The following is a 15,936-nucleotide window of genomic DNA, read 5'->3' on the forward strand; positions in this document are numbered from 1 at the left end:
AAATATTGCTCGCCGGGTTTTGTGAAAGAGGAACAACCCAATGGACAAGGTAGTGAGAGAAGACCTGTCGAGGCCGCAAGCGATCAGTTTGCGCGAGGCATTCGGGTTCTGGTTGAAGCTCGGCTTCATCAGCTTCGGCGGCCCAGCCGGGCAGATCTCGATCATGCACCAGGAGCTGGTAGAGCGGCGGCGCTGGATATCCGAGCGCAGATTCCTGCATGCCCTGAACTACTGCATGCTGCTACCGGGGCCAGAAGCCCAACAGTTGGCAACCTACATTGGCTGGCTGATGCATCGTACCTGGGGTGGGGTCATTGCCGGGGTACTCTTCATATTGCCGTCATTGTTCATCCTGATCGCGTTGTCATGGATGTATATCGCCTTTGGCGACGTGCCTGTGGTGGCGGGGCTGTTCTATGGCATCAAGCCGGCCGTAACTGCCATCGTGGTGCAGGCCGCCCACCGAATCGGCTCGCGGGCCTTGAAGAACAACGCGTTATGGGCGATAGCGGCGGCGTCATTCGTTGCAATCTTTGCGTTTAATGTTCCATTCCCGTTGATCGTGCTCTGCGCTGCGCTGATCGGTTATGCCGGTGGTCGTCTGGCGCCCGAGAAATTCAGAGCAGGTGGCCATCGCGCCGCCGAAAAAACCTTCGGCCCGGCCTTGATCGATGACGATACCCCGCCGCCGGAGCATGCCCGTTTCAGCTGGTTGAAACTGGCACTGCTTGCGCTGATTGGCGCCGCGCTATGGGCGTTGCCGATGGGAGTACTGACCGCTCTTTTTGGCTGGGAAGGCACATTGACCCAAATGAGCTGGTTCTTCACCAAGGCCGCCCTACTGACCTTTGGTGGGGCCTACGCTGTGCTCCCGTATGTTTACCAGGGCGCGGTGGGCCATTATGGCTGGCTAACGCCGACGCAGATGATCGACGGGCTGGCGCTAGGGGAAACCACACCAGGGCCGCTGATCATGGTGGTGGCCTTTGTCGGCTTTGTCGGGGCTTATGTCTCGCAGGTGTTCGGTGCAGATCAAATGTTTCTGGCGGGGGCCGTCGCTGCCTGCCTGGTGACCTGGTTCACTTTTCTGCCTTCATTCCTGTTCATCCTCGCGGGCGGCCCACTGGTGGAGTCGACCCACAACCAACTCAAGTTCACCGCACCACTCACCGCCATTACCGCGGCGGTGGTTGGCGTGATCCTCAATCTGGCGTGCTTCTTCGGCTATCACGTGCTTTGGCCGCAGGGTTTGAGCGGCAACCTGGACTGGCCCTCTGCACTGATCGCCATGGCGGCGGCGGTGGCCTTGTTTCGCTTCAAACGAGGCGTCATCCAGGTACTGATGGGCTGCGCACTCGTCGGCCTGGCCGTGCATCTGCTGCGGTAAAGCACGGGGTGGATGGGGCGTGAACCTTATGCGCCCAACCCGATCCAGCCATGAATGCCGACATAGAGGCCAACGCCGATAATCAGCACACTGGAAAAATAAGGCGCACGACGAGCAACCGTGCCCAGCCAAGGCCAACGATTGGACGCCTGCCTGGCACCAATAGCCGCCGCAGCCCCTACGGTGACCAGCGTGATCGCCAAGCCAATGCTGAAACACAGGACAAGCATGCCACCCAATGCCACCTCTTTAACCTGAAGGCAAAGCAGCAGCACCGTAATGGCAGCGGGGCATGGAATCAGGCCGCCCGTCAGGCCAAACATGACGATCTGCCCCGTAGTGACTTCCCGGCTGGTAAAGCGCTTACGGATATCATCAGCATGGGCGCGCTCATGGGCATCCTGATAGCCATCACTCGCTAATTCCAGCCCTGCCAGTTCGGCATGCGCGTGCCCGTGATCATGCTCCGTGTACTGCAGATCGTAATCATGAGAATGGCCTGCATGCCCAAGGCTCAAGCGAGCCCTGAATTCATGGGGCTCCGGGATAGCGAACGACGACTCCACAAAGCCTTCGCGCTCAATGAAGGAAAACGCTTGCAGGCTGCCGTCTGGTCGGGTTGTGGTCAGGCGAACATCCGAGGCAGACCAGGCATGGCCGGTGAGTGTTTTCAGACGCCAGCGCGGCGCGGTGCCCTCCTCGAAGATCGACAGTTCGACCCGACCATGGCCGGTATCCACTCGGTGAACCTCGTCATGATGGCCATGTCCGTCGTGGTGGTGCGCATGGTCTTGCTCGAACTTGAACACCTGCTCGCCGCGCCAAGTCCGCCATAGCATCCACAGCGCAATGGCGATAATCAGCGCAGCGGATGCCAACTGGAAATACGGCTCAGTGGTTTGAGCGTCCAAGCCTTTGCCCAGGTACATACCGCCGATGGCCACCAGCCATACAACGGCGGTGTGCGACAGCGTAGCCGCCAGGCCCAGCAACACTGCCTGTTTTACCGAGCCCCGAATGGCAACGATAAAAGCCGCCATCATGGTTTTTGAATGGCCGGGCTCCAGCCCGTGCAATGCACCCAGCACTATTGCGCTGGGAAAATAAAGCCAAGCGTGAGCCCCGCCTTGCTGAAGCAAGTCTGCAAAATTTGGCATAAAAAGACCTACTTCGAATAACGGCGGATGGCTTCAAGCAACTCATCAACGCCCTTGGCCCGCTCTTCATCGCTCAACGCAGGGTCGGCGACATGAGCGTGAGCGTGCGCTTCGATGATTTCATCCATCAAACCATTCATCGCCCCGCGCGTGGCGGCTGCGACGTGCAAGGTTTTCGCACAATCGGCGTCTGACTCCAGCGCTCGCTCGATGGCCTGTACCTGTCCGGCAATGCGCCGTACGCGTTTCAACAGGTTGTCTTTTTGTGCATGTGTGTGAGACATACTATACCCCCCCTACCTATAGGATGCGGATGATCACTTGAGTTGGGGGTATTAGCAAGGGGTAGGTGTGTTCATCTCGACTGGCTCGGCTCTTCGTACACGGCCAAGTGTTCCCATAGACGTTCCCATATCGGCCTTTTCTGCCATCCTAAAAACACAAAACCCCTGAAAACTTTAACGTTTTCAGGGGTCTTGTCGTTTCGAATGTGGCGGTGAAGGAGAGATTCGAACTCTCGATACAATTTCTTGTATACACACTTTCCAGGCGTGCTCCTTAAGCCACTCGGACACTTCACCGTATCTCGTCAAACCAGTTCAGTCTGTCGAGGCGCGCTAATGTAGTCGAAAGCCTTTCTGATGGCAAAGGTTTTTTTCAGAATTTTCATGCGGTTAGACGGGTATGTTGGAACCGGGCCTGTGCGCGATGGTGATTGTGCCAATCTCGGGCATGGATCGGCATGGTCTACGCTGGCTATTGTGCCCTGCCGCAGGCGTTCTGCTGCCGGGTATGCTGCCAAAGCCTGACTGGGCAGTCAGTCACGGCGCTTTACCCGCGCGAGCGTGGTGGGTAACGTCTGCTGCATTCTTCTATAACAAGTCCTACAAGGAACCGCGTCATGAGTGAGTTGATTGCCTACCACCTCGAAGACGGTATCGCGACCCTGACCCTGAGCAATGGCAAGGTCAATGCCATTTCTCCTGCCGTGGTCAGTGCATTTAATGCGGCGCTGGATCAGGCGGAGAAGGATCGGGCTGTGGTGGTCATCACGGGCACGCCGGGGATTCTGTCGGGTGGCTATGATTTGAAGGTGATGACGGCCGGTCCAAAAGAGGCCATCGGCCTGGTGACGTCGGGCTCGACGCTGGCGCGCCGCCTGTTGTCGCATCCGTTCCCGGTGATCGTGGCGTGCCCTGGGCATGCGGTGGCCAAGGGTGCGTTCCTGCTGTTGTCGGCGGATTATCGGATCGGTGTGGAAGGCCCGTTCAGCATCGGCCTGAATGAAGTGGCGATTGGTATGACCATGCACCACGCCGGTATCGAGTTGGCGCGGGATCGTCTGCGCAAGTCGGCGTTTCATCGGTCGGTGATCAATGCCGAGATGTTTGACCCCCAAGGCGCTCTGCAAGCAGGCTTCCTCGATAAGGTAGTGGCGCCGGAAGAACTGCACGCGGCAGCGCTGGAAGCGGCGCGGCAATTGAAAAAGATCAACATGAACGCGCACAAGCAAACCAAGTTGAAGGTGCGCAAGGCGCTGCTGGAGGCCTTGGACGATGCAATTATCCAGGACCAGGGCCATAACCTGATGTAACTCCCCCCACATCTGCCGTGCTGGAGCCCGACCTGGAGTCGGGCTTTTTCTTACAGTCCAAGCCGAAACTGCCTGCGCCGCTCTAGACAGCCTGTATCAGCACATGTTGAAACATGCGCTTAAACTTCGCCTATCTCCTACCTCCGCAGGGGCAATTGCCGAATACAGTGCACATCCGTACACTGCGCCACCTTTTGTCCCGGTGGGCTTGTGTCGATGCTTTTTCTGTTACGTATGTTGTTGATGGGCCTGCATTTTATAGTCGCTGGTGTAATGGGCGTACTGGTGGGGATCTGCCGGCCGTTCAATCCGGACAACAGCCGCCTGTGTGCCCGCCTGTATGCACTGCCGGCGATGTGGATCCTGCGCCTGAACGTGCAAACCGATGTCGACTCCCTGCGTAACAAGCCCGGGCCCTGCGTGGTGGTTGCCAACCACCAGTCCAACTATGATCTGTTTGTGCTCGGCACCGTAGTGCCCTACCGCACTGTATGCGTCGCCAAGAAAAGCCTGAAATGGGTGCCGTTGTTCGGCCAGTTGTTCTGGCTGGCCGGCAATGTATTGATCGACCGCGGCAATGCGCACAAGGCGCGCCGTGCCATGCTCACCACCACCCGCACCTTGCAGCATGCAGACACGTCCATCTGGGTATTTCCCGAAGGCACGCGCAACCTGGGCAAAGGTTTGTTGCCGTTCAAAAAGGGTGCGTTCCATATGGCGATTACAGCCGGTGTGCCGATCGTGCAGGTGTGTGTCAGTAACTACGTCGTCCATATGCGTCTTAATCGCTGGAACAGTGGGGATGTGCTCATACGCTCGTTGGCGCCGATTCCTACTGCGGGGATGACTGCGGACGACGTTCCGGCCTTGATGCAAGCCTGTCAGGCACAGATGGACGAATGCATTGCGCAGATGGATCGCGAGCTGAAAAACGCTTGGGCACCTGCGGCTGTGTGATTTGGGGGCTACGCGCCCCAGCGCAAGCAAGCATAGTCTCCATCAAAAGAAGCCCGCCACCACCTTCATCACAACGGAACGCCATTCAGGCTAAGCTGCCCAACATCTGTCCTATTGATAAGAAGTGATCAGCACCATGGGTAGAGTCGTTGCGGCCGCCGTCTACAGCGCCGGAAAGAAAGTCACTGATATCACCCTCGATGAAGGCGCGGCCTGGGCTGCCAAACCCGGCCACTTTGTGTGGATCGGCCTGGAAGAACCCAGCGCTCAAGAGCTGAACAACCTGCAACGCCAGTTCAACCTGCACGAACTGGCGATCGAAGACGCCATGGAAAAGCACAGCCGCCCGAAGCTGGAAACCTTCGGCGACGCGCTGTTTATCGTGACCTATTCACCGGTGCGCGAGAACGGCAAGCTGGAGTTTATCGAAACCCATATCTTCGCCGGCAATGGCTACATCATCACCGCACGTAACGGACATTCGGCGTCCTACGGTTTTGTGCGCCAACGCTGTGAGGCGCGTCCGTTGTTGCTGGAGCATGGGGAAGATTTCGTACTCTATGCCCTGCTGGATTTCGTCACCGAAAACTACCAGCCGGTCAGCGAGGCGATCCACGCCGAGATCGATGAGCTGGAGCGCAACGTGCTGTGCAGTTCACTGAGCGAGCGCGATATTCAGAACCTTCACGGCCTGCGCCGCGACGTGCTGCGGCTCAAGCGCTATGTGGCGCCGATGGTGGAGATCAGCCAGGAATTGCAGAAGCTGAGCTTCCCGTTTATCGACAAGAACATGCGCCCGTATTTCCGTGACGTGCAGATCCACGTCACGCGGCAGATGGAAGACCTGACGACCCTGCGCGATATCGCCAGCCAGACCATCGAGATTGGTGTGTTGCTGGAGGCCTCCCGTCAGAGCGTGGTACAGCGCAAGTTCGCCGCCTGGGCGGCGATCCTCGCGTTCCCCACGGCGGTCGCGGGAATTTATGGGATGAATTTCCAGAACATGCCCGAGCTGCAATGGCACTACGGCTATTTTGCAGTGCTCGGGTTTATTGCGGTGGGCTGCACCAGCCTGTGGGCGAGCTTCAAGCGTTCGGGATGGCTTTAGGCTTGTGCGCCACAAAGCGCATTATCCATTCCGCCACGGTCGCACCGTGGTGGTCGCGCTCAAGGCTGGCCACGCCGTGGGTGTAAACCTTTTCGCCCAGGGTTGTCTGAAGAATCTCGAGCAATTCGCGGGAATAGTCATGGACAAATTCCGGGTGGCCCTGGAAGCACAACACCTGGTCACCGATGTGGTACGCCGCAATCGGGCAAAACTCACTCGAGGCAATGACCGTGGCATTTTCCGGCAAACTGGTGACCTGGTCCTGATGGCTGATCAATAGCGTCAGTTCCGGCACTTCCGGGCTCATCCAGGGTGCCTTGGCATCGAGCGTGTAATCGTGAATGCCCATGCCCCAGCCCTGGCTGGCGCGTTCGGTCTTGCCGCCAAGCAGCAACGCCAGCAACTGGTGGCCGAAGCAGATGCCCAATAACTTGTCGCCGCGCTCATAGCGTTGGAGCACGTAGGTCTTGAGGGTCTGGATCCAGGGATCGGTGCCGAACGAGTCAGCCTTGCTGCCGGTGATCAGGTACGCGTCGAATACTTCGTCATCCGGTGGGTATTCACCCTGCACCACGTTGTAAACAACGAACTCGGCGGCAATCGGCTGCTGGGCGAACAGGCGCTTGAACATCTGCCCGTAACCTTGGTACTGATCGATCAGGCCTGGACGCAGAATATCGGTTTCCAGGATGCAGACGCGTAGCGACATAAAAAATACCTGACACGGCGATGGGAATATTGAACACCCCAGAGCGTGCCTTGAAACACCTGTTCAAAGCAAGCCCCTCCCCTATTCTGATCAGCCGAACGTTTCACCCTGTGCGGCTTTCTCCAGCAACAGCGTCGGCGGTGCAAACCGCTCGCCATAGGCGTCGGCCAGATAGCGTGACCGGGCGATGAAGTCGTTCAGGCCGTACTGGTTGATAAACTGCAAAGCGCCGCCGCTCCAGGCGGCAAAGCCAATGCCGAAGATCGAACCGATATTGGCGTCGGCTGTGGACATCAACACGCCCTCCTCTAAGCAACGCACGGTTTCGATAGCCTGGATAAACAGCAAGCGGTCGCGCACGTCCTGGGGCGAAATCTGTTGGCCCGGCTGTTCGAACCGCGCCTTGAGTTCTGGCCACAGATGTTTCTGGCCACCTGTTGGATAGTCGTAAAAACCACCCCCTGCGGCTTTGCCCGTGCGTTTGTATTCGTTGACCAACAGATCGATCACCACCGTTGCCGGATGAGTCGGCGCTACCTTGCCTTCGGCTTGCAGGTCCTTGGTGGTTTGCTGGCGGATATGACTCATCAGGCTCAGGGATACTTCATCCGACACTGCCAGTGGCCCTACCGGCATACCGGCCTTGCGCGCTTCGGTCTCGACCATCGGAGCCGCCACGCCTTCGCCGAGCATGGCGATGCCTTCGTTGGTGAAGGTACCGAACACTCGCGAGGTGAAAAAGCCGCGGCTGTCGTTGACCACAATCGGGGTTTTCTTGATTTGCAGTACGAAGTCGAAACCCCGAGCCAGGGTTTCGTCGCGGGTATGAGCGCCCTTGATGATTTCCACCAGGGGCATCTTGTCCACCGGGCTGAAGAAATGCAGGCCGATGAATGTGCCTGGGTCGGGCACTGCGGCTGCCAAACCGCTGATGGGTAAGGTCGAGGTGTTGGAAGCAATCACCGCGTGAGCCCCGACCACGCGTTGCGCAGCGGCCGAAACGCGGGCCTTGAGTTCGCGGTCTTCAAATACCGCTTCGATCACCAAGTCACAGCCGGCCAGGTCGGCGTCATCCTGTGTGGGAAGAATGCGCGCCAATGTGGTTTCGCGCTGCTCGGCAGTCAATTGGCCACGGCCGACTTTCTTATCCAGCAACGCGGCCGAATGCGCCTTGCCTTTCTCGGCAGCTGCCAGGTTGATGTCCTTGAGCACCACATCGATACCCGCACAGGCACTGACATAGGCGATGCCCGCGCCCATCATGCCGGCGCCGAGTATGCCGACCTTGCGCGTCACATACGGTGCGAAGCCCTGTGGGCGCGAACGGCCGGCATTGATTTCATTGAGCTGAAACCAGAACGTGCCGATCATGTTTTTTGCCACCTGCCCGGTGACCAGTTCGGTGAAATAGCGGGTTTCGATCAGGTGCGCGGTATCGAAATCCACTTGGGCGCCTTCCACGGCAGCGCAAAGGATTTTCTCCGGCGCCGGGAAACAGCCCTGGGTCTTGCTGCGCAGGATCGACGGCGCAATGGCGAGCATCTGCGCAACTTTGGGGTTCGACGGCGTGCCGCCGGGTATCTGGTAGCCCTTGGTGTCCCACGGCTGCGTGGCCTGCGGATGGTCGAGAATCCAGGCGCGCGACTTGGCCAGCAGCTCATCGCGATCTGCCGCCACTTCATCGATCAAGCCCGCCTGCAGTGCCTGCGCCGGCCGTAGTTTGTTGCCTTCGAGCAGGTACGGCAGGGCTTTTTCCAGGCCCAGCAGGCGCACCATGCGCACCACACCGCCACCGCCCGGCAACAGGCCCAGGGTGACTTCCGGCAAACCGAGTTGCACGGACTTATCGTCCAGCGCGACCCGGTGATGACAGGCCAGGCAAATCTCCCAGCCTCCGCCCAGGGCCGCACCATTGATCGCGGCCACCACCGGCTTGCCAAGGGATTCCAAACGGCGCAGCTGGGCTTTGAGCACGCCTACACCGTCGTAGAAATCCTTGGCGTGGGCTTTGTCGACCTGGATCAACTCATTGAGGTCACCTCCGGCAAAAAACGTCTTCTTTGCCGACGTGATGATCACCCCGGCCAAGCTGTGCTTTTCCGCCTCCAGACGCGCGATTGTGGCCGCCATGGCCTCACGGTACGCGGCGTTCATGGTGTTGGCGCTCTGGCCGGGCATGTCCAGGGTCAGCACCACGATCTGGTCCTGGCCTTTTTCGTAACGAATGGCGTCAGTCATGACAGTTTCCTTGAGGCTCAGAGACGTTCGATGATGGTGGCGATGCCCATGCCACCGCCCACACACAGGGTGGCCAGGCCGTAGCGCTGCTGACGCACTTCCAGCTCATCGAGCAAGGTGCCGAGGATTGCGCAGCCGGTGGCGCCCAGCGGGTGGCCCATGGCGATCGAGCCGCCATTGACATTGACTCGGGCAGCGTCGATGCCCATGTCCTTGATGAATTTGAGGACCACCGAAGCGAAGGCTTCATTGACCTCGAACAGGTCGATGTCCTCGACGCGCAGGCCGGCCTTGGCCAAGGCCTTGCGGGTGGCGGGTGCAGGGCCGGTGAGCATGATGGTGGGATCGGTGCTGGTCACGGCCGTGGCGACGATGCGTGCTCGCGGTTGCAGGCCAAGTTCGCGCCCTTTGGCCTCGGAGCCAATCAGCATCAGGGCTGCGCCGTCGACAATGCCGGAACTGTTGCCCGGTGTGTGCACATGCTGGATGCGTTCCACCTGGCTGTAGACCCGCAACGCGGTGGCATCGAAACCCATCTGCCCGATCATTTCGAAACTCGGCTTGAGCTTGCCAAGGCCTTCGAGGGCGGACTCGCCACGGATAAATTCGTCATGGTCCAGCAGCACAATGCCGTTCTGGTCCTGCACCGCGATCAACGACTTGTTGAAGGAACCGTCTGCGCGTGCCCTGGCAGCTTTCTGCTGGGACTGTAGGGCAAAGGTATCCACGTCCTGGCGCGTGAAGCCTTCCAGGGTAGCGATCAGGTCAGCACCAATGCCCTGAGGCGTGAAGTGGCTGTGCAGGTTGGTTTGCGGGTCGAGTACCCAGGCCCCACCGTCGCTGCCCATTGGCACACGGGACATGGATTCAACGCCGCCGACGACGACCAGGTCTTCGAAGCCGGAGCGCACTTTCATCGCCCCGAGGTTGACGGCCTCGAGGCCCGAGGCGCAGAAGCGGTTGATTTGCACGCCGGCAACACTGGTATCCCAGTCTGCTACCAGCGCGGCGGTCTTGGCGATATCGGCGCCCTGGTCGCCCACCGGGGTGACGCAACCGAGGACGATGTCATCCACCTGGCGGGTGTCGAGGTCGTTGCGTTGCGCCAGCGCCGTGAGTAAACCGGCGACCAGGTTCACCGGCTTGACGCTGTACAGGGCGCCGTCGGCCTTGCCCTTGCCTCGGGGCGTGCGTATCGCATCAAAGATCAACGCTTGAGTCATGATGTCCTCGGACCACAATGAGTGTATGCCCCTACCTTAGGCCCGATTGACACGGTTTCAATGACGGATGCGCTCATTGCTTTTGACCCCCTCGCTCAGACGAACGGTAGGTAGCTATGGGAAACCCTGGGTTAATCGTTTTAGCTGTCTAGCCTTGGGGTTGGCGCCAAGATGGCACTACGCCTCATGCCCTTTTAAGCTTAAAAGGTACTTAGCTGATATGAAATGGATCTATGCGGCGAAGAACGAGGGCTCTAAGGTTGAATCAGTAAGAAGTTGCTGCCGGGTTTTGCTGGAGCAGCTGTAGGAAAAGTGTCACGTCAGATCGCGATACTGGATTAACCGGTGCGCATTGACGCTCAGGAATAACAACAAAAGGCAGTCAGCCATGTTCAAACATTCGAAAGTACGTCAGGCGGGACTTATTCTGTTCGCCACCACACTGATTCTGATCTTGCCCAATTTAACCAAGGTTATTGGGTGACGACGCGATTCACCTCTCCTGTGCACACACCGCATCGGGACTGCAGTTTTTGGCAGCACCTGCCGGGGCATTGCGTATAGCGGTCCTGCTGCAGGGGCTGCCTTTTTGCCTGCAAATCTGCGCTATGGTAACGCCCCGTCAACTGGAAACGGCCTGCCCTTGAAACCGATCCTCGCCTTGTTTGCCCTGCTGCTTGCCCTCCCCGCCTCGGCGGCGCAATTGACCATCGAACTGGACCACGCCAGCAAGACCTGGGAGACCGCAGACCTGCTCAAACACCCGGACGCGCAGACGGTGCACATCGTCGATGACGTTTCCTACAAGCGCAACATGACCTATCGCGCGGTGCCCTTGGCGGTTCTCCTACCTGGCCTGAAACCTGCGAGCCATCTGCAAGCGGTCGCCCTTGATGGTTTCGCCGCCGAACTCAGTGCTGCGCCGTTACTGGAAAAAAACGGCGCTCGCGCCTGGCTGGCGGTGGAAGATCCGGCCCATCCATGGCCGCCGCTGGGAGATGGCAAACCCAGTGCAGGGCCGTTCTATCTGGTATGGACCGACCCACAAGTCGGGCATATCAGCCCGGAACAATGGCCCTTCCAGATTTCCGGTATCAAGCAGCAGCAGACGGTGGCCGAGCGTTTTCCCGCGCTGCTGCCCGACCCGCAGTTGGCGGCAAACGATCCGGTCAACCAGGGCTTTGCGTTGTTCCAGAAAAATTGCCTGGCCTGCCATCGCCTCAATGGTGCAGGCGATGCGCAGTTCGGGCCGGACCTGAATATCCCCTACAACCCCACCGAATATTTTGGCGGTGACTTCCTCAAGCGCTATATCCGTGACCCGCAAAGCCTGAGGCATTGGCCGCAGGCGAAGATGCCGGCGTTCGCGGCCAGTTTGCTGCCGGACAATGAGCTGGAGCTGCTGGTGGGGTATTTGAAGCACATGGCGGGGCGCAAGCAACCACAACCGTGAACGTGGCGCAGTTCAAAAATGTGGGAGGGGGCTTGCCCCCGATAGCGTTGTGTCAGCTACAAATTACTGGCTGACCCACTGCTATCGGGGGCAAGCTCCCTCCCACATTTGAATGCGCTCAGTTTCGGATTATTGCTGCTGCACGGAAATCACTGGCGTCGGCGCCACGAACACCTTGGCATGCATCTGCTCATGCCCGCCCCCTCGGCGCATGCCGCGCACCGGGCAGGCATCCAGGTAGTCCAGGCCCACCGCGAGTTTCAAGTGCCGCTCTGGTCGGGCCAGTTGGTTGGTCACATCAAAACTGTACCAGGCGTCATCCAGCCAGGCTTCGGCCCAGGCATGGCTGGCCAGGTGCGTGCTGTCTTCGGTGTACAAATACCCTGATACGTATCGCGCCGGTATCCCCAGGCTGCGCGCGCAGGCCAGGAACGCATGGGTATGGTCCTGACATACGCCCGCGCGGCCAGCGAAGGCTTCGGCAGCGCAGGTGTCGACCTGCGTGGCGCCCGGCGTGTAGATCATCGACTCGTTCAGCGCATGCATCAGGTCGATCAACGCCGTGCGGTCGCGACGCTGATGACAGTGTTGCTGGGCAAAACCGCGCAGGGCTTCGTCGGGCTCGGTCAGGCGCGTGCAGCGCAGGAACGGAAAGGCCGACTGGCTCTCATGCTCAGCCTCACGCAACTCGTCGATATCCACCTGGCCACGGGCGCCGATGATGATGGCGTCGTGCGGTTCGTCCAGGGTCAGCACGTGCAGGATGTTGCCGAAGGGGTCCACTTGCGCACGCACCGGGCGCGGCAGATCGAGCTGCCAGCTCAGCACATGCTGGCGCTCGCTGTCATGGGGCGTCAGGCGCAGGTATTGGATGCTGGCGCGCACTGGGTCTTCGTAGCGGTAGGTGGTTTCGTGGCTGATGGAGAGTCTCATGCCGCCTCCAGGTAGGAACTGTAGATGGCGTCGCCCAACTGGCGGACCAAGGGGATAAAGTCGGTCAGCCAGGCGTGCAGGCCTTCCTCGAGGATTTCATCGATGGCGGTGAAGCGCAGGCGCGCGTCCATCTCGGCGGCCAGGCGCTGGGCCGGGCGACCGTTGAGGCCGGGCAGGCTGGCGAGGATCTGGTCGATCTCTTCGCTGCAAGCCCGTAGCGAGCGCGGGACATCCGCGCGCAATAGCAACAGTTCGGCGACTTGCCGGGCGCCCGGAGCGTCGCGATAAATCTCGGTGTAGGCCTCGAACGACGACAACGCCCGCAGCAACGCACTCCATTGGTAGTAGGCGTGGGCGGTGCCATCACTGACCGTGGCTGCCTGGTGGCCGGCCATTTCGTAACGCGCATCCAGCAGGCGCAGCGTGTTGTCGGCGCGTTCGATAAAGGTGCCCAGGCGGATAAAGCGAAAGGCGTCGTTGCGCATGATGGTGCCGTAGGTGGCGCCGCGAAACAGGTGCGAGCGCTCCTTGACCCATTCGCAAAACCGGCTCATGCCGTAGCGGCTCAAGCCCTGTTGGGCGATATCGCGAATATCCAGCCAGGTGGCGTTGATGTTTTCCCACATGTCGGCGGTAATTCGCCCACGTACCGCATGGGCGCTGGCCCGCGCAGAGCCCAGGCAACTGTAGATGCTGGCCGGGTTGGCTGCGTCCAGGGCAAAAAAGTGCAGCAGACGTTCGGCATGCAACTCACCGTGACGCTCGTGGTAGTCCTCCAGGGTGCCGGTGATCAACAGCGGCATGGCCAATTCGTGCAGGCCATCGCCGCGCCCGTCCTGGGGCATCAGCGACAGCGAGTAGCTCACATCGAGCATGCGCGCGAGGTTTTCCGCGCGCTCCAGGTAGCGCGACATCCAGTACAAATCCGAGGCAGTTCTACTCAACATAAGTCAGTCCTCGACCACCCAGGTGTCTTTGGTGCCGCCGCCCTGGGACGAGTTCACCACCAAAGAGCCTTCGCGCAACGCCACACGGGTCAGGCCTCCTGGCACCACCCGGGTTTCCCTGCCGGACAGCACGAATGGGCGCAGGTCGATATGCCGTGGGGCAATGCCGTTTTCGACGAACGTAGGGCAGGTGGACAAACACAGGGTTGGCTGGGCGATGTAGGCGTGGGGCTTGGCCTTGATGCGCGCGCGGAAGGCTTCGATTTCCGCCGCCGTGGACGCCGGGCCCACTAGCATGCCGTAGCCGCCGGAGCCCTGGGTTTCCTTGACTACCAGCTCGGGCAGATTGGCCAGTACGTGAGACAGCTCGTCGGGCTTACGGCATTGAAAGGTCGGAACGTTCTGCAGGATCGGTTCCTCATCCAGGTAAAAACGGATCATCTCGGTAACGAATGGGTACACCGACTTGTCATCCGCCACCCCCGTGCCGATCGCGTTGGCCAGCACGACGTTGCCCGAGCGGTAGGCCGCAAGCAGGCCCGGCACGCCGAGCATCGAAGCCGGGTTAAACGCCAGGGGGTCGAGAAACGCGTCGTCGAGACGGCGGTAAATCACGTCCACTGTTTTGGGGCCGTCAGTGGTGCGCATGAATACGCGGTCATCACGCACGAACAAATCGGCGCCTTCCACCAGCTCCACCCCCATTTCCCGAGCCAGGAAAGCATGCTCAAAGAAGGCACTGTTGAAGCGCCCCGGGGTGAGCACCACCACACTGGGGTTATCCAGGGGGCTGGCGCTTTTCAGGGTGTCAAGCAACAGGTTCGGGTAATGGTCAATTGGCGCAATACGCTGGGCCGCAAACAGCTCGGGGAACAGGCGCATCATCATCTTACGGTCTTCGAGCATGTAGCTGACGCCGCTCGGCGTACGCAGGTTGTCCTCCAGCACGTAGTAAGTGCCGTCGCCATCGCGTACGAGATCGACCCCGGAGATGTGCGAATACAGATCACGGTGCAGGTTCAAGCCTTGCATTGCCAACTGGTATTGCTCGTTGGCCAGCACCTGTTCGGCGGGAACGATCGCGGCCTTGATGATGCGCTGCTCGTGGTACAGATCGGCGAGGAACATGTTCAGCGCCTTGACCCGCTGGATGCAGCCGCGCTCGACCATGCGCCATTCGCTCGCCGGTATGCTGCGCGGGATGGTGTCAAAGGGAATCAAGCGTTCAGTCCCTTGCTCGTCCCCATACAGCGTGAAGGTGATCCCGGCACGGTGGAACAGCAAATCGGCCTCGCGCCGACGCTGGGCCAGCAATTCAGCAGGGGTGTCGGCCAGCCAGCGGGCGAACTCGCGGTAGTGGGGACGGACCTGCCCTGCCCCATCGTACATTTCATTGTAATAAGTGCGGATCATGCCGTACTCCTTGTCACCCGGACGCATGGACCTTCGCAAGCCCCGTGCCAGCGGCATAAACACTCAGAAATCAGAAGGTTAGATAAACCGGGAATCCCCATCGCACCGTCCTGGTGCGCGGAATGAGCGCAGCCTTGTCGCATGCTTCATGGCAATGCGGTCCATGACTATCAACAGCATAGCCAGAGTTGATTTCACTGCCCGCCTGCACCTGCGGATAATCGCGTCTATCGGCTGAACAGGATATGTCCTACAGCTAAACCCTTTGCCCAGCCAGTAACGTGTCAGCTCGTGAACTGATCGGCTCCTCGATCTTCCCTTTCAGCCACCCTATTCGGGTGGCTTTTTTTTTGGTGCGGAAAAGCCCAATGCAAGTTCAGAAAACTTTTCGGTCGCTCAAACAAAAACGGCCGACCCTAAGGCCAGCCGATACGCTGTGTTGCTCATAAACACTACATGGGTAACCCACGCACCTCCTGCTTGACGCCCCAGCCTTCGATAATCCCACCCAACGGCTCTACCACCGCCTCAAAGTCCTGCTCGAAGTCTCCTATACCGTCGTAGGTTGCGGACATGATTTTGCTCAGTTCCAGGTACCAGGCACCATCGTCGCGGGCGCTGACCTGGGCGTTCAGGGATTCGCCACGAAATCGACCCGCCGCTCTGCGCGCCCGTTCTTCATCGGGGAAAATGGCGTAGAACTCGATGGGGTGAAAACGTGAGAAGTCAAAGCCGCCTTCTTTCATGCGGCGCAGAACGTTGGTGCTGATGTCTTCTTGATAGGCTGTGCTCATGAAACGTCCTCCTCAGACTGATG

14 protein-coding genes and 1 tRNA gene are annotated in these 15,936 nt (G+C 59.5%); 5 read left to right on the forward strand and 10 right to left on the reverse strand.

The annotated features are described in order from the left end of the window. Positions 1 to 40 precede the first annotated feature (40 nt). Entirely contained in the window at positions 41 to 1,387 is a 1,347-nt protein-coding gene (gene chrA / locus C4J94_RS20215) for a chromate efflux transporter (RefSeq protein WP_124387764.1), read from the forward strand. A gap of 26 nt (positions 1,388 to 1,413) precedes the next feature. Here chrA and C4J94_RS20220 read toward each other — a convergent pair whose 3' ends face one another. From C4J94_RS20220 to C4J94_RS20230, 3 genes are all read right to left on the reverse strand, one after another. Continuing rightward, positions 1,414 to 2,544, reverse strand: coding sequence for a nickel/cobalt efflux transporter (locus C4J94_RS20220; protein WP_124387765.1), 1,131 nt, complete (start codon positions 2,542 to 2,544; stop codon positions 1,414 to 1,416). Positions 2,545 to 2,552: 8 nt separating this feature from the next. Continuing rightward, positions 2,553 to 2,828 carry a metal/formaldehyde-sensitive transcriptional repressor gene (locus tag C4J94_RS20225; RefSeq protein WP_124387766.1) on the reverse strand — a complete coding sequence of 92 codons (276 nt, stop codon included), beginning with the start codon at positions 2,826 to 2,828 and terminating at the stop codon, positions 2,553 to 2,555. Positions 2,829 to 3,035: 207 nt separating this feature from the next. Further along, positions 3,036 to 3,125: transfer RNA gene (locus C4J94_RS20230), tRNA-Ser, on the reverse strand. Between the two features lie 320 nt (positions 3,126 to 3,445). Here C4J94_RS20230 and C4J94_RS20235 point away from each other — a divergent pair. The 3 genes from C4J94_RS20235 (at position 3,446) to C4J94_RS20245 (ending at position 6,203) form a co-directional block, all read left to right on the forward strand. Next, on the forward strand, positions 3,446 to 4,138 hold the full coding sequence (locus tag C4J94_RS20235; RefSeq protein ID WP_124387767.1) for a crotonase/enoyl-CoA hydratase family protein: 693 nt from the start codon (positions 3,446 to 3,448) through the stop codon (positions 4,136 to 4,138). Between the two features lie 216 nt (positions 4,139 to 4,354). Beyond that, complete coding sequence (locus C4J94_RS20240; protein WP_124387768.1) at positions 4,355 to 5,095, forward strand: 1-acyl-sn-glycerol-3-phosphate acyltransferase; 741 nt, start codon at positions 4,355 to 4,357, stop codon at positions 5,093 to 5,095. A 136-nt stretch (positions 5,096 to 5,231) separates the two neighbouring features. Next, positions 5,232 to 6,203 carry a magnesium and cobalt transport protein CorA gene (locus tag C4J94_RS20245; protein WP_057721881.1) on the forward strand — a complete coding sequence of 324 codons (972 nt, stop codon included), beginning with the start codon at positions 5,232 to 5,234 and terminating at the stop codon, positions 6,201 to 6,203. On the opposite strand, the gene C4J94_RS20250 is transcribed toward C4J94_RS20245, so the two are convergent. From C4J94_RS20250 to C4J94_RS20260, 3 genes are all read right to left on the reverse strand, one after another. Beyond that, positions 6,181 to 6,912 (reverse strand): amidotransferase, encoded by a 732-nt coding sequence (locus C4J94_RS20250; RefSeq protein WP_124387769.1) that lies wholly within the window; start codon positions 6,910 to 6,912, stop codon positions 6,181 to 6,183. The genes C4J94_RS20245 and C4J94_RS20250 overlap by 23 nt on opposite strands. A gap of 90 nt (positions 6,913 to 7,002) precedes the next feature. Then, a complete protein-coding gene (locus C4J94_RS20255; RefSeq protein ID WP_124387770.1) occupies positions 7,003 to 9,150 on the reverse strand; it encodes a 3-hydroxyacyl-CoA dehydrogenase NAD-binding domain-containing protein in 2,148 nt (715 codons plus the stop codon). A 17-nt stretch (positions 9,151 to 9,167) separates the two neighbouring features. After that, entirely contained in the window at positions 9,168 to 10,373 is a 1,206-nt protein-coding gene (locus C4J94_RS20260) for an acetyl-CoA C-acetyltransferase (RefSeq protein ID WP_124387771.1), read from the reverse strand. 643 nt (positions 10,374 to 11,016) lie between these two features. Here C4J94_RS20260 and C4J94_RS20265 point away from each other — a divergent pair. Next, complete coding sequence (locus C4J94_RS20265; RefSeq protein WP_124387772.1) at positions 11,017 to 11,826, forward strand: cytochrome c; 810 nt, start codon at positions 11,017 to 11,019, stop codon at positions 11,824 to 11,826. Between the two features lie 129 nt (positions 11,827 to 11,955). Here C4J94_RS20265 and C4J94_RS20270 read toward each other — a convergent pair whose 3' ends face one another. The 4 genes from C4J94_RS20270 to C4J94_RS20285 all read right to left on the reverse strand — a co-directional run bounded on the left by C4J94_RS20270 (position 11,956) and on the right by C4J94_RS20285 (position 15,913). Continuing rightward, complete coding sequence (locus C4J94_RS20270) at positions 11,956 to 12,759, reverse strand: transglutaminase family protein (protein ID WP_124387773.1); 804 nt, start codon at positions 12,757 to 12,759, stop codon at positions 11,956 to 11,958. After that, positions 12,756 to 13,706: an alpha-E domain-containing protein gene (locus C4J94_RS20275; RefSeq protein ID WP_124387774.1), complete on the reverse strand. Its 951-nt coding sequence runs from the start codon at positions 13,704 to 13,706 to the stop codon at positions 12,756 to 12,758. The genes C4J94_RS20270 and C4J94_RS20275 overlap by 4 nt, the downstream gene beginning before the upstream one ends. Positions 13,707 to 13,709: 3 nt before the next feature. Continuing rightward, positions 13,710 to 15,119: a circularly permuted type 2 ATP-grasp protein gene (locus tag C4J94_RS20280; protein ID WP_124387775.1), complete on the reverse strand. Its 1,410-nt coding sequence runs from the start codon at positions 15,117 to 15,119 to the stop codon at positions 13,710 to 13,712. A 452-nt stretch (positions 15,120 to 15,571) separates the two neighbouring features. Next, positions 15,572 to 15,913 carry a ribonuclease E inhibitor RraB gene (locus tag C4J94_RS20285; protein WP_057721151.1) on the reverse strand — a complete coding sequence of 114 codons (342 nt, stop codon included), beginning with the start codon at positions 15,911 to 15,913 and terminating at the stop codon, positions 15,572 to 15,574. Positions 15,914 to 15,936 lie beyond the last annotated feature (23 nt).

Origin of the sequence: Pseudomonas sp. R5-89-07 (assembly GCF_003851685.1) — a bacterium.
Lineage (GTDB): Bacteria > Pseudomonadota > Gammaproteobacteria > Pseudomonadales > Pseudomonadaceae > Aquipseudomonas.